This window comes from Ensifer adhaerens (genome assembly GCF_028993555.1).
In the GTDB taxonomy this organism is placed as follows: Bacteria; Pseudomonadota; Alphaproteobacteria; order Rhizobiales; family Rhizobiaceae; genus Ensifer; species Ensifer adhaerens_I.
Genome location: NZ_CP118610.1, coordinates 247,212 through 260,951, shown reverse-complemented (window position 1 = coordinate 260,951; position 13,740 = coordinate 247,212). Strand labels below are relative to the sequence as shown.

Annotated in this window: 11 protein-coding genes and 1 tRNA gene; 2 read left to right on the top strand and 10 right to left on the bottom strand. The window is 57.0% G+C overall.

What is annotated here, in order from left to right:
- Nucleotides 1-127: 127 nt before the first annotated feature.
- The 6 genes from PWG15_RS01195 to PWG15_RS01170 all read right to left on the bottom strand — a co-directional run bounded on the left by PWG15_RS01195 (nucleotide 128) and on the right by PWG15_RS01170 (nucleotide 7,259).
- Nucleotides 128-1,159: a hypothetical protein gene (locus tag PWG15_RS01195; protein WP_275022684.1), complete on the bottom strand. Its 1,032-nt coding sequence runs from the start codon at nucleotides 1,157-1,159 to the stop codon at nucleotides 128-130.
- Nucleotides 1,156-3,939 (bottom strand): class I SAM-dependent DNA methyltransferase, encoded by a 2,784-nt coding sequence (locus tag PWG15_RS01190; protein WP_275022682.1) that lies wholly within the window; start codon nucleotides 3,937-3,939, stop codon nucleotides 1,156-1,158. The genes PWG15_RS01195 and PWG15_RS01190 overlap by 4 nt, the downstream gene beginning before the upstream one ends.
- Before the next feature lie 148 nt (nucleotides 3,940-4,087).
- Complete coding sequence (locus tag PWG15_RS01185) at nucleotides 4,088-5,044, bottom strand: restriction endonuclease (RefSeq protein ID WP_275022681.1); 957 nt, start codon at nucleotides 5,042-5,044, stop codon at nucleotides 4,088-4,090.
- A 78-nt stretch (nucleotides 5,045-5,122) separates the two neighbouring features.
- Complete coding sequence (locus tag PWG15_RS01180) at nucleotides 5,123-5,647, bottom strand: hypothetical protein (RefSeq protein WP_275022680.1); 525 nt, start codon at nucleotides 5,645-5,647, stop codon at nucleotides 5,123-5,125.
- 110 nt (nucleotides 5,648-5,757) lie between these two features.
- Nucleotides 5,758-6,939, bottom strand: coding sequence for a relaxase/mobilization nuclease domain-containing protein (locus PWG15_RS01175; RefSeq protein ID WP_275022679.1), 1,182 nt, complete (start codon nucleotides 6,937-6,939; stop codon nucleotides 5,758-5,760).
- The gene (locus tag PWG15_RS01170) at nucleotides 6,936-7,259 is read right to left on the bottom strand and encodes a plasmid mobilization protein (RefSeq protein WP_275022678.1); all 324 of its coding nucleotides are present in this window, start codon (nucleotides 7,257-7,259) and stop codon (nucleotides 6,936-6,938) included. Before PWG15_RS01170 ends, PWG15_RS01175 begins: the two co-directional genes overlap by 4 nt.
- Before the next feature lie 334 nt (nucleotides 7,260-7,593).
- On the opposite strand from PWG15_RS01170, the gene PWG15_RS01165 reads away from it, so the two are divergent.
- The gene (locus PWG15_RS01165) at nucleotides 7,594-8,823 is read left to right on the top strand and encodes a GGDEF domain-containing protein (RefSeq protein ID WP_275022677.1); all 1,230 of its coding nucleotides are present in this window, start codon (nucleotides 7,594-7,596) and stop codon (nucleotides 8,821-8,823) included.
- 70 nt (nucleotides 8,824-8,893) lie between these two features.
- Here the strand turns inward: PWG15_RS01165 and PWG15_RS01160 are convergent, their stop codons facing one another.
- Nucleotides 8,894-9,130 (bottom strand): hypothetical protein, encoded by a 237-nt coding sequence (locus tag PWG15_RS01160; RefSeq protein WP_275022676.1) that lies wholly within the window; start codon nucleotides 9,128-9,130, stop codon nucleotides 8,894-8,896.
- A 1,420-nt stretch (nucleotides 9,131-10,550) separates the two neighbouring features.
- Here PWG15_RS01160 and PWG15_RS01155 point away from each other — a divergent pair.
- Nucleotides 10,551-11,168 (top strand): recombinase family protein, encoded by a 618-nt coding sequence (locus tag PWG15_RS01155; RefSeq protein ID WP_275022675.1) that lies wholly within the window; start codon nucleotides 10,551-10,553, stop codon nucleotides 11,166-11,168.
- 31 nt (nucleotides 11,169-11,199) lie between these two features.
- Here PWG15_RS01155 and PWG15_RS01150 read toward each other — a convergent pair whose 3' ends face one another.
- The 3 genes from PWG15_RS01150 to PWG15_RS01140 form a co-directional block, all read right to left on the bottom strand.
- Complete coding sequence (locus PWG15_RS01150) at nucleotides 11,200-12,339, bottom strand: hypothetical protein (protein ID WP_275022674.1); 1,140 nt, start codon at nucleotides 12,337-12,339, stop codon at nucleotides 11,200-11,202.
- Between the two features lie 373 nt (nucleotides 12,340-12,712).
- Nucleotides 12,713-13,246: a hypothetical protein gene (locus PWG15_RS01145; protein WP_275022673.1), complete on the bottom strand. Its 534-nt coding sequence runs from the start codon at nucleotides 13,244-13,246 to the stop codon at nucleotides 12,713-12,715.
- 278 nt (nucleotides 13,247-13,524) lie between these two features.
- Nucleotides 13,525-13,600, bottom strand: a tRNA-Phe gene (locus PWG15_RS01140).
- Nucleotides 13,601-13,740 lie beyond the last annotated feature (140 nt).

Sequence of the window (13,740 nt, the reverse complement as noted above, 5' to 3'; positions counted from 1 at the left end):
CTGCAGAAGGAAAATATTGCACGGCGCGCACCCGTCTTGGTCGCGTGCCAACCCCTTTGGCTTTGGTCGAATTGCTATTTCTGGTGTCGAGGAACCAATGCTAACGTTGCGACCCAATTAACGCTGCTCACTTGATATATCCGTATCGTCTTCCACTTCCCATCGATCGCACAGCTCCCAGCCTGTGACCGAACGCAGTTTCGAAGTCTGCGGCCTCCAAGGCCCGCATTCGAAAGCGATCTCCAATAGGAGAGAAAACGAGTACCTTTCCGTCGTACATGTCGAAACCGTGCGTCTCGGGTATTGGCAGTGAGATTTTCTCCATCTTGTTGTTTCCTAGTCTGAGATTATTGGAAACCAATTCGCCAGAGGGAGACTCAAACGTTACATTCCCAATGATGGAGTTTACTGCCAAGTTTTCAGGAGCATCGAAGCCAAAATACCGATTCATACCGCGCGGCATATCGATTTGATTCCCTGGTTTTTCTGGCCCCCTGTTTCGTGTTACGTATCCTGCCTCAATCCAAAAGGCTCCAACTTCGTCATAATTCGGAGCAGGTTCATCGGAGTCCCCAGCCGAACTAGCCTGAGAGGAGTTCCACCTCTTTTCGTATTCCTCGATAATATCCTGCGCAGGAGTCGCTACATTCCAGAGATTCTCCGCAGACTCGTATGCAGAACGAAATGTCTTTGTAAATTCTAGCTTTTGGCTCGCGAGGAAGCTCGCGCCGCACTCAGCGGCCTGGCGAAGTCCGTTGGATGAGAAGTTTCCTGACCCTACAACCATGCCATAGCGACCATTGCTGTTGTTGATCAGGAAACTTGTCTTCATGTGGAAGTCACGGCGTGGGAGGAAACCATCCTTCTCCACAACCCAAGCGCCATCGTAAACTCGTACCTCAGCATTTGATTTTTCGATCATATATCTGAGGGCTTGAGGCTGGGTCCGGCCATAGTCAATTCCAAACAACCACCTCGATGGAATATCATTCCAGAAGCCATCGCCTACAGCTAAATCGAATGCTACTGCCCCAGACTGTGTAGCGTAGGCATAGAGTCCCAGAAAAGCCTCTGTCACCGCCCATTTGTGAACACGAAGTAGCTCTGCCAGTGTCGTCGGCTGATCATTGGCAGACTGGATAAACGCTTTCGCCTTCATCTGCGTGCCCCTCTTCCACGCCGCATGGTTGGTTCATCGACCGCCGTCATACGTGTGTAAAGGTCGAACAGCTTCTCCAGCCGCTCGGTGTCGTTGCGGAAGCGCCGCCCGATATAGATGCGTTCCAAGACCTCGTCGTTGCGTTCGTGCGCGGCGCGCAGGTCGGCCGGCATCGTGTCCGGGTCGTAGAGATCGGCGATCGTCGACGGGAAATGTGCCTCCCGGGCCAAAAGGATGTCCTCGGCGCAGCGGGTGAGGTCGGCCTTATTCTTCTCGGTGAGCGCAGGCACCGGGAACGTATTCCAGCCCAGGGTATTGGAATAGCGGAAATCGGTTTTGAGCTTGCCACAGACAGTGGCGATCCAAACCAGATGAAGGCGTGACGCCACGATTGACATGTTCCACAACGGCGCATCGTAGAGCGCGAACAATAGATCGCTAACGATCGTCTCCCGATCAAACAGGTGAACCGGCAGATAGGGTCTTCTTTCGGAGGACACCTTTGCGACCGCCAGCGTGTAGCGCTTGGCAGTTCCCGCGATTTGAACGAAGCGGTATGGTTTGGAGGCAAAATCCCGAGTTGATGCGGCCGCGCTATCGGAGCGGAATTCGCGCACGCGACTCAACAAGGTCCGCAAATATGGATGCGCCGCGGCAAACTCAGAATCTTTTGCTTCAATCCAGACGCACCAGCGGGGCTTTCCTTGGATCATCTGCTCAGACCCCAGATACGGCCGGATGAACCGAGCAAGCTCAGGATAGGAGTGTATAAGTTGCGTCCTCTCGTCCGCCGAGAGGATGAAGTGTCCGCCGTCTCGCGGCATGTTTCCGAACAACATAGGTGACAAGTTTCCGATCGGGCTTCGCTCGACGTTAATAGTCCGATTGGCCCCCGCTACGAGGTATGCGTTGATGTTGCTCACCTGCCGCTCAATTACCGAACCATCGTCAGCCACAGAAAACAGCCTTCTGGGTGACGGCGCTTCTCGTGATATCGCGACTATGGCGACAATTACACCGGCGTTGTGGCTTGCGAGATTGGTCCACTTAAATGAAGTATGAGCGAAGGAAATCTGATGGCCAGTTTCAAACACGAGGGGCCACAAGATTGGAACCTGCTGCCCTTGGCAAATGGAATTCGTCGAAACGAATGCCGATGACGATTTCGATTTTAGGCCGTAATCGGCCGCCTTCATAAACCAACCGGAGACGTAATCGAGAGACTTCCACGCGGGAGTGCGGGCACTGAAGATCGCCTTCAAATCTTCCTTTTGCTCATCACTTTGCCACTTGCTTCCAAGATATGGCGGGTTGCCGCAAATGTATGTCTCGCCGCCTTCATTCTCGAAATCGATCTGCGCCTGAGCAAGCGGCGTGTGGAACAGGTCGTCCGCGTGGTGCTTCACACCCGTTCCGGTCGGCGGGCAAATGCTTAGCCAATCGAGCCGTAGCGCATTACCACAGACGATCCAGTTCTGCGCGTCCAGAGGGAGGAACTCAGCCAAAGCCTCCTTCTGGCCGCGATAGAGAACATCACATTGGTATTCGGCGATGATGAGTGCAAGGCGCGCCACCTCCGCCGGGAAGTCCCGCAATTCAATGCCCCGGAAATTTGTGAGCGGAATTTCAGTTCGCCTATCCGGCTCCCCCCTTCGCTTATTGATTTCGGCCTCGATATCCCGCAATTGCTTGTAGGCGATGACCAAGAAATTTCCGGAGCCGCAGGCCGGATCGAAAACCCTGATACGTGACATGCGATTGCGCAGGTTAAGGAGCTTCCGCGCGTTGTCACCAGCCTCCGCCAGCCTCTCTCGCAGGTCGTCGAGGAACAACGGATTTAGTACCTTCAGGATGTTCGGCACGCTGGTGTAGTGCATGCCAAGCGCGCCGCGCTCCTCGTCGTCGGCGACTGCCTGAATCATGGACCCGAAGATGTCGGGATTGATCATCTTCCAGTTCAGGCCGCCGATATGGAGAAGATAGGACCGCGCGATCTTGCTGAACGTTGGAACTTCCGTGCTACCTGAGAACAGGCCGCCGTTCACGTAAGGGAAGACATCAGCCCACCGCGGAAGCTTCTCTGCTGCGCGCTTTTCGATATTCGTATTCATCGCCCGGAAAAGCGCGCTGATAACCTCATGTGTATTCGAGGAATCACGGTCGCTCATCTGGTTGATGGTGGCTGTAAACAGACCCTCACCGTTAAAGATATCGGTATCCTCGGCGAAGAAGCAGAAGATCAGCCGCGCCATAAAATGGTTCATGTCCGGACGTCTCGCCGCCGTCGCCCATTCCGGGTTGTCCTTCAGAAGCTCGACGTAGAGCTTGTTCAACCGGCCGGTGGCGCGGATGTCGAACGAGCTTTCACGGATTTGTTTGACGGTGGTGATGCCCGCGAGCGGCAGGAAGAAACCGAAATGATCCGGGAACTCGGGATAGGCGCAGGCGACCGTTTCGCCGCTCGTGAGGTCTTCGGCCTCGAATGTCACGCCATCCGTCGCCAGGATGAACTTGGCCTTGTTTGAGGCGGTCTTGGAACTGTTGCGCAGCGCAACCAGTGTCTCGCCGACTGCGCCCTCGCCACATGCCGCGATATGGATGTTGCTCTTCTGGAGGACACCGCCTGCGACATCCGAGGCATTCGCCGACGACGTCCGCAGCCGCTTGATCGTTGTTTCCTTGTTGCCGAATGCGGCGAGAAAGGCGAACGGGAACTCGCCGGCATCGAACGGCTCGCTGGCGAGCACGGACACGGCTTCTTCGATCTCGACGGCGTTCATCCGGCGACGTCCTCCATTCTCTTGTTCTTATGTCGATCCTCTCGTGGTGGAGGATCGAAGATTGTTAGGAAGGATCAATAGCGGATGGGAGTTGAGTCGTCATGCGAAGGATTGGAGTCTTCCAATATTCTATCGCGATCGACTTCGATCACCCGGCAACGTCTGCGAAGTAGTCTTCGTCGATGCTCTGGATTCTGTAAGTCTGGCGGACGCGCACGCCGACGCCGTGTTGGACCATGAGGCGCGCGAGCCGTTGTCCGTTGATCAGGACGACGCGGTGCTGGACCCGGGTGAGATAATCGTGCGCGTCCTTTGAGAAATCGGACGTCGTCACGAAAACGCCCTTCGTCGCACCCTCTCCCGTCAGGGAACCGATGAACCGCTGGACGTCGGGACGGCTGACCTTGTTGTCCGGCGCGTATCGTTTGGCCTGAACATAGACGGCGTCCAGTCCGAGCGCGTCTTCGTGGATGATGCCGTCAATCCCGCCGTCGCCTGTGGCCTTCGTCATTAGCCCATTCGCTATATCACCGCCGCCGTACCCCATGGCGATCAGGAGATCGAGAATGAGGCGCTCGAAACGCTGCGGAGACAGCTGCTGGAGGACCGCCAAGAGTTCGTCGCGTAATGCGGCATCCAAGAGAGATGCCGCCGCCGACATGGCGTCTTCCGGCGTCTGCCTTTCGTCTATTGGCATGAGGTCCACGATTGTGGATGCCGTGGGAATGTCTGTCTGCGCCGGCTCGGCGTCAGCCCCCTGCCGTGAGCGTTCTATCCAATCCGCAAAGCCTTCGAACCCGGCAAGCATATCATTGTCGATTTTCGCCGGATTGGAGGCCAGGACCTGCCGACCGAGGTCTGTGATAACATGTTGATTGCGCCGGGGAGACGTCAGCAACCCGGCTTTCGCCAGATAGGTCCGTGCCCAATGCGCCCGACTTTGCAGAACGGTCGTCCGGCCGCTGGGGATGAGTTCGGCTGCCTCTGCGTCGGAAATGTCGAATTGCTTCTGCAGTGAGGGAACGCATGCGGCAACGTTGGGCGCGCCCTCGGCAAACAGCTTGAGGACCGGAAGCATCAATGTTTCGTAATCCGGTACCGCCATTTGATCCCCTCAGACTTCAACGAGAAAGTGTAGGAGGAGAACTGGGATAGCAAGAGCCGAATGCGCTTTTCCCTGTCTTTAGGGCTTTGGCGGCTTGGGGTCCTCGTCGGGCTCTCGTTTAACTGGACCATTTCCGGGTGACAGTGAAGCTCCCGCACCGATCGGGCCGAGCACGTCGCTCCCCAGCGTCTCGGGGTCGAGCCATGCAAGGGTTGATTTAAGGAGCTTGACGTCTGTGTCTTCGTCGAAGCCGTCGCGAACGTGGCACAGCAAAAGGCTGGTCCACAGACCCCACTGTTCAACATGATTGAGCCATTCCTGGCACGCTTCCGGTGCCCGTTGTCGAAGAACCTTCATGGCATCGTCACGGCTCTTGCCGCCTCGGCGCACGTGATCAAACAAGATGGAGTACGGCACTGTGCCCTGCGCGAGAGCAACGTCGACGTAGCGCGACGGAATTCCGAGACGTCGAGCGATATCCCTGCGATATGCCTCGCCCGGCGCGAGCGGCGGCGGAACGTAGGGAACTGGAGTCACCACGTTCGGGACAAGCGGCATTCGGCCGAAGATCGTCGCAAACAAGGCAAGAAGTTGAACGGCCACCGATGTGGCCGGATCAGTTCGGCGGCGTCGGGACTCCAGCATCCTTGCCCGGAGCCGATCCCAGCAGCTCCGACGTCTCTTCCTTGGTGAGGTCTTTGATTTCAAATCTTTCACGGCGTCATCCTCCTTCTGTAATCATAGGTCGGTGCGGATGGCACTGTGGGTGTAGCCGGCGGAAATGATGTCCGCTTCTGGCGCGCGTCATTGATCTGCCGTGAGAGACGAACACTTTCCGGCTCGATTATGGACCTGATCCAGTTCGCGAGCTCCAGAGCGCGGCGGAGTAGATCGTCGAGTTCTTTATTCAGGCGGGCGAGCATTATGTCCTCTCGGCGGCGGCCGGTTAGCGCCGGGACAGACGATCGAGCTTGTCGACGATAGACTTCAAACCCACGGCTTGATGGTGCTGCATGTCGAGGATAAGGCGGAGCAATTCCATTAGTTCGGCGATCCGATCTGGCCCCTCCGGGTTTTCGAGCAACGACAGGAGCGGCAGTAGCCGCGTTGTGTTGTGTTCCACCGTGGCCAGCATGCTCAGGTGCTGGGGCCTGGCTTCCGATAAGCTGTTCATTCTGTAGTCCCTCAATAAATTTCAAGAACTCGTGTTTGCGGACACCGGCGGCGCGGTTGGCGGCCGCCACGAAGACCCCGGCGGAATCCACTAGGATCGGGCCTTTCTCTCCATCGGCAAGGCGAAGACCTTGCGTCTGCAATTCCGCTAGGAACGCCGCAGTGCCTTCGGCGAAGGCGGTCTTGAGCCGGGACCGATCGAAGTCGGGGGAAACACGTTCCGCCCGTCGCCTCGCGACGTCGGAAAATCCTTCCGCCTTGTCCGCCCTGCGCTCCGCCCGACTAGGCTGGACGCGCTCGCCGTGGTCGGCCTCATAGCGGCGGGCGAGGTCTTCGAGACGCCGGAAGTCGGACCGGCAATCCAGCACCCTAAATGTCCACGGATCGACTTCGGCGACCGCAAGGTGGAAATGGCTTCTACCCTTCTTGAGGTGCCTAACGAGAAGGCGCGGCCTCTCGGAGCCGATCCCAAACTCGGCTTCGATCGCGCGGATGAACTCGGCCAATTGCGTAGGTGACATTTCCTTTTCCGGGGAGATCGAAAGATGGCGGATGCTGTAGCGGCATCGCTTAACGTCAGCCATCGCTTGGGCGTCCCGCAGCGCGGCGCGGTCGCCTGCCAAGACTTCAATGCGGTCGTTTTCGTCAGTCTTGTCGAGCAAGTGTCGGGCGAGGTAGGCGACACCGCCAGTCCGGCTGATGCGGGTGGCCTGGACGATCACGACAACAAATCCCGAACTTGCTCGCGCAGCGCGTCGATCCCGGCGAGGGTTTCTGAAAGTTCGGCGTCATGCCCGGCGAGCCTGCCGCCATTTGCCCGTCGGACCAGCTGGTTTAAATTGCCGCCAATCCGCCCAAGCTCGCCCAACGTGCGAGCGAGCAAGGTGGCATGGGTCCAGTCGAACCTTTGCGCGGGCATGCGAACCCCGAAGGCGGCGCGGCGCACCATTTCCGACAATGACAGACCTCGCGCGGCGGCGAGGTCTTTCAATTCCGCCGCTTCCGTCTCTGTGGCTCGTAACCGAATAATCCGATCCCGCATCGGTCCTCCCTATCTTCGCCCCGCAAGGGGCGTGAGGGGGTTCACGGGGGCTTCCCCCTGACCAGGCGGCGTGGCTACACGCCATTGCTGGCTCTCCCTTCTCATTGCTTCCAAAAATGATGCTGTTGCGATCCTGCCGGCGCAAGCGAGCGACGGGTCTCGTGGGCCGAGAAATCGCCGCTGACGCTACGGTCACGTCATAGCCGGCGGAAGTCGACGAAACAGCTCAATCAGTTGAAAACTCTCTTTTTCGTCAACCACTTCAATGAATTTTAATTTCGCAATTGTAGGCAAGTACTGCAGCCACGAGTAATGTTTCGGATTGTCGCCGCCCATGGATACAAACAACATCATCGTATATTTGCCGCCTGTGATGCTGGGCGTGGTCGCATTCGCCTTTCTGTTACTTTGGCACGTCAAAATATCGACGTCATGGCAGTGGAGTGCAGCGTTCGCGCAAGCAGGATTAGGTTTTGCGCTCGTGCCATTTCCCGTGTCTCCGACATTCGACATCTTCGTAGCCGGCTTGCTCTACATCGGAGCGGCCTATTGCTATGGCAGTGCGATACTTCTGCATTTCGGTGCGCCGATGCAAAGGAGTGTACGGAGGTTGTTCGTCGGCGGTTACATTGTGGTCCACACCATCGTTGTTCTCATCCTCGAAAGCCTCAAGGCGGAACTGTTCCTAACCGATGTAGCCTTTGCCTGTCTTCTCGGGTTTGCGTTGTTTAACGTAGTAACGAAGGTATCCAACCTCGCCGATCGAGCCATGATTATTTCGGGCGTGCTTTTGGTGCTCGACACGTTGACCCGCACCGTCGTCTTCACCTTCCTCATACGAACCAGCGACCAAATGGCGGATTTCGCGGCGTCGGACTACAATCTGGCTGTCACGGTCACGACTATCACTATTGGGCTGTCGTTTCCGTTCACAGCGATGGGGGCCATGGCGTCGGCGGCCATACGAGGGCACCGCGAGGCTTCCGAACGAGACCCATTGACAGGACTCCTCAACCGACGCGGCTTCGAACTAGCCGTTCACCGCGCGACGAAAGACGCAGTGGCTCGTGGCGCGGTCATTGTCTGCGATATAGACAACTTCAAACAGGTGAACGACGGCTATGGGCATGCAGCAGGCGACAACGTCATTGCCGAACTCGCGGCGGAACTTCAGAGTCACCTTGGCTCGCGTACAGTCACCGCGCGATTTGGTGGAGAAGAGTTCGTGGCCTTCTTGCCGCATACTTCGCTGGCGGAAGCTTCTGTCATCGCGCATTCCGTCCGCATTCGCTTTGCCGGAAGAGATTGGCATCAGGCGGGCATCGACCGACAGATTACCGCGAGTTTCGGTGTCGCAAGCATCGTTGATGGCGAAGTGTCCGAAGCTGCCGCAATCGAGCGCGCTGACCGAGCACTTTACGCCGCCAAAACCGCGGGTCGAAATCGGGTAGAGGTGGCCGGGGGTGAGGGTGATTGCCTCGAATCGGTCAATGTGGGTGCTATCAAAACGCCACCAAGCGCCGCCCTCGATTCGGCCGCCGACTCCCGAATGTCGGCTGCGTAAAGCACACTCTTGCTGGTTCCGGCCGCCGGAGGAGTAAGGAGGTCATTTCAGGCTACCGAGGGATCGATCCTCACGCGTCTACTAGGTGGCCGACGTCGATCTTGCCAAGTTTGGCATCCTGCTCCAGCCGGGCAGCTGATCCGGGGATTCGCGAACGGCGGACAAGGTACATGCGGGAAGAGCCGCGGACTTGAAGATATACAGACGCCAAATAGAGAAGAGGGCGGCCATTACGGTCTTGCTCGTTAACCTCTTCCACGACGAAACGGAACTTCAGCCCTTCGATTACCTTCGACTTCCAGGCCATTCCGGCAATTTTCTCTGTTGGTTCAATGGTATGAGTATAGCGAAAAGGCGGAACAGAGCCCAGGAACAGGGCCGAAAGCCCGGATTTTGCCCGGATCGTTCCTTAATCGAATGTCTCGAAATTTACCGATCGAGCTCGCCGCTCCGACTGTGCCGAATGCCTCGAATTTCGCAGCATCCATCGTTCGAGTTTCGAACTGATGCGCCCGCCCGGCCTTGAAAGACGTTTCGATTTTCGAAGTATCCGTTCTACGTTCGAATCGCAGCCTTTCGGCGTTCGAACCATTACCGGGGTGCCGTGCCAGTATCGGAACATAGCCCAGGTCACTTGTTCGGGCTCACTCGGGCCAACCGTCCGTCATGTACTGGCACGTGATGCCTCGACTCTCGACATGATCCCATCGGCTTTCGAGGTCTTCAATTCGGGTTTCGAACCATCGCCGCTTCCGGTATCGCTCTGGTTCGCCTGCCGCCGTTGCTTGACTTCAGGTCTTCCAATTTGCGGGATGTCCCTTGTTCGATCCGCTGGAGGCGAGCGAACCCGCCCTATCAGGGCGGAACCGATGTCCCTCGTCCCGATGACCCTAGAAAGCCGTCGAGCGCAGCGTCCGTCACCCTCAGGGCCGGAGCAATGCGGCGGACGGCATCGCCGTTGACTAAGCGAGCGCGGCGGCAGGCTGGCGACATATGGGAAGGGGAAACGGAATCGGATGGCCTTCGCGCCATCGCCGCCTCATCGCCTCTATACCGGTCGCTATGGAGGGTCATAGAAGCATGTTGGGCGCTTTCTCGTCCTTTCCCCTTCCCGCGCGCGAACCGCGCCCTATAGCGAAAAAGTAGCATATCGGAGAAGTCAGCATAGCGCCGCCCCACCGGGCGGGACTTCGGGAATTCGCGCGTGCGACGACCGGAAAGAAGCGCAGCCGCAGGAGCCTCAGCGAGGCGGCGGGCGAGGCCCGGAGGCGGGACCGACTGCGCCCGGCGTCGCACTCTGATTGAAATCCTGCGCCTTCGCGCGTGAGCGAACCCGGGGCGTCCAGAGAGGGGTACGGTTTCAGGGCAAAGTGAAACGGAACAGGGACAGCCTCCGTTACGGAACGGGCTGCACGTGGCCCGCTTCGGGCGCAAAAGCTTGAATTGTTTGACGCTCACTCGATGGCGGGACACAGAGCGTTACGTAACGCTTTCGCGCGACCGCTGGATCGAGGGTCGGCGCGAGGATGGCCTCCGGGTCGTCCGGCAGGCTTATCTGCGCTCGACGCGACAAGCACTTGGTCGATCAACCTTGGAAGTCAATGCGCCGACATTTGCGGTACATAGAAAAAATGACGAGTTGAGTGACCGTTTGCCGCCGATGAAAGTTGGACTCATCCTGTGTTTCATAAACGACCGTTTGCGTGACGGCGTGGGGAGAAAACTTGATGGGTGAGTTGATCGGATACGTGCGGGTGTCGAAAGCCGATGGGTCACAGGTTCTGGACTTGCAGAAGGACGCGCTGCTGCATGCTGGCGTTGATGGCCAAATGATTTATGAAGACTTCGCTTCTGGTAAAAAGGACGATCGATCCGGATTGGACGCCTGTGTGAAGGCGTTGAGGTCCGGCGACACACTGGTGGTCTGGAAGCTTGACCGGCTGGGGCGCGATCTCCGCCATCTGGTGACCACGGTGGACGATCTATCCAAGCGTGGCATCGGCTTCCGAGTCTTGTCGGGGCAGACACCGATCGACACATCGACGGCACAGGGCAAGCTGCTTTTTGGAATCTTCGCATCCCTGGCCGAGTTCGAACGAGAATTGATCCGAGAGCGAACGATCGCCGGGCTGTCGTCCGCTCGCGCGCGGGGACGTGTCGGTGGTCGCAAAGCCACGATGACAACGACTAAGATCAGACTTGCGCAGGCATCGATGGGCAAGCCGGAAACCGTGGTCGCCGATCTCTGCAAGGAACTCGGCATATCCCGGCAAACCCTCTATCGGTATGTTGGGCCGAATGGCGTCTTGCGTGAGGATAGCAACAAGGTGCTTGGCCTCTCGTAGCCATCTATCGACTTCATGCTTTCCAGCCCTTCTATAAAAGCCTCCTGAGCGCGGCGCGCGCGAATTTACCGATTCTTGTTCCGCAAGACCTTACCACTTGGCCAAGTCGAGATAACCGTGTTTTGAGGCCATTCCAGAACGGGGCCGCATATTGCTGCACGTTGGAATCCGAGCCGTCACCGACCTTCTCTCGGGGCTCCTGAGTTGCGGAGATAGTCGCTGAGGAACACATAGGCCTGGCATTGGTTGGGCTTGTCTCGGCGACTTCGAAGTCCTCCATTTTCGTTGCCTCAAACAGAAGTGCGGCGACCCTGACGCCTCGGATTTTGACAATCACTTTCGAAAGCAACCGGTCGCCTGTGAATACCAGTTGGCGGGGATCAGCTGTCTCTTTACGATTCCGCTCCTTTCGGCCGTCGGCCAACGTCCGTTCCATCTGCTCCTCTGGAGGCCGTCTCGATGCTTTCCATTTCGCAAACGACCCTCCAGACCTTACAAAGCGAAAACGGCTCTGTGTCAGCCCCCAAACCGCCTTCAGGGCATGATCCGGCCAGGTGATCATAACCTCGTTCCGGAAAATGCCCCAAAGCATGTAGGTCGCAATGGCAGCGGCTTTTCGGACCGGACCGTCTGGAAGATCGATCTTCGAGAACTTCGTCATGAGACGTCTGCGGACGGCCTCACGGCAATCGGGCGACACCCGGGCGATGAAGTGCGCGTGTAGATCGAACAGCCCGGAGACGGGATCGAAACGGGGATGGACAACAAGCAACAAAAGCTCGAAAGAAAACCGCTTTCGCAACTCACTGAACTCGATATTGATCCGGTCATTGAACCGTTTCAGGGCCTCGGTAAGGTTGGCGGCGTCGGCTTTGGCACCTGTCAGGCCAATCCCCCAAAAGAGGCAATTCTTCAATCCGTCCTGCGCCGCAAACCTTTCGAAATCTTCCACCACAGGTCGGTTTTTTCGAATGGCATGGGTAGCAAAGAACCGTGTTCCACGAAGGGGCCTGCCGAGATCAATGATCTCGCCAGGGCTGTCTTGCAAGGCCACAAGATATCGCTCCTTATCTGACTGGTACGGGTTGATACCTATGGCCTCAAGGCGATGAGCAAGGGATTCTGCTTGACGGTAGGGGTCGGATGGGGCGTTGATCACAAACGAATTCATGATTGCCGCCGCTGTTTCGTGTCGGTCAGCAGCGCACGACGATGGTCGACAGACGCTGTAGTCAGACCCGAACTCCCGCAAAGTTCATTTGGAAACGGAAAAAACGGGTTTTCCTTGTCTGCGCCGGCAATTATCATGATTACTCTCCGAATGAACAAACGCCGCCTGCGGGTTCCAGCCCATATGCAGGTGGCGTTTTTTAATGGTCGGAGCAGGCGGTGTTACGGTCAATCGCCGATTGCCAAGGTCTCGTCATTGTCGATGACACAGTGCCGGTTCGTTCTGTGTATTTGGTACACAGCCTGGAGATCGGTTACGGTATCTACTTCGCCGGCATGGGATAGTTCGGACTTCAAACACATTGCTGTCGCAATCAAAACAGGTCTTCGGGCTGTATGTGTAGCGGCATACCGCGGTACAAATTTTTCGGATCGCCGCCTAACGAGACGAAAATCCGCTCGATCTCTTGGATTTGCTCGAACCACCAAGCGAATGCCGTTTCAACGTGATCGGCAAACTGGATCACCGTCATATCTCCACCGTTCACTTTGACTGAAGTTACCGGAACAGGGTGAGCGGTATCGTTCAGGACGTCATCTTCCCAGACAATGGAAGTCTTGGCGTGAAAGAGACCTCGGTGCGTGATCTCGTTGCGAAACCCAGCAAATATGTCATCGAAGCGACGAGCTTCGGTACTAGCCTTCCATTCGTCAATCGCTTGGCGCAGCGTCGCGTCCTTCTGCTTTATGACGTTCTTTAGTTCATCCCGAATGACATAGAACGAGTTCCCGAAGCCATTAGCAAAAAGCCACAGAGAAGCTGGTCCCAGAGCCCTCGGATTGCGCCGCAAATATGGTTCTATGCATTCCAGGCTGTAGTGAATCTTCAGCATAATGCTGCTCAGCATCCGGGTTCTCCACAGTCGATCTGCTATATCACAGCAGGGGTCTGCAGGTGCTTTTGCCTGCCTCTCAACTCGATAGAACTATTGAACAATGACCTGAAACGGTAGACGCCGAAAGGATTGCCCCGGACAACAAAGTTGACCGACCCATACGGCGTAAGGTTTCTGGCGAACGGTAGGTAAACGGTAGAAGGCGCTTGACGCAATCGAAGCGCAACAAATTCCCGTCAACTCACTTTGACCCAATATCGACTAAGGTATTGATTTCGTTAATGATTGTATGGTGCCCGGAGGCGGATTTGAACCACCGACACGCGGATTTTCAATCCGCTGCTCTACCAACTGAGCTATCCGGGCATCCTGCCGTTTCGGGCAGCGGTTCCTTTCGGAACCCTCGGGGCGCTTGTTTGTGCCCCGGAAGCGAGCGGGGTTATAACATCTTGTTCGGCGGTGTCCAGCGGCAAATGAAAGTTTTTTGACCGAAATCCTGTGGGCAG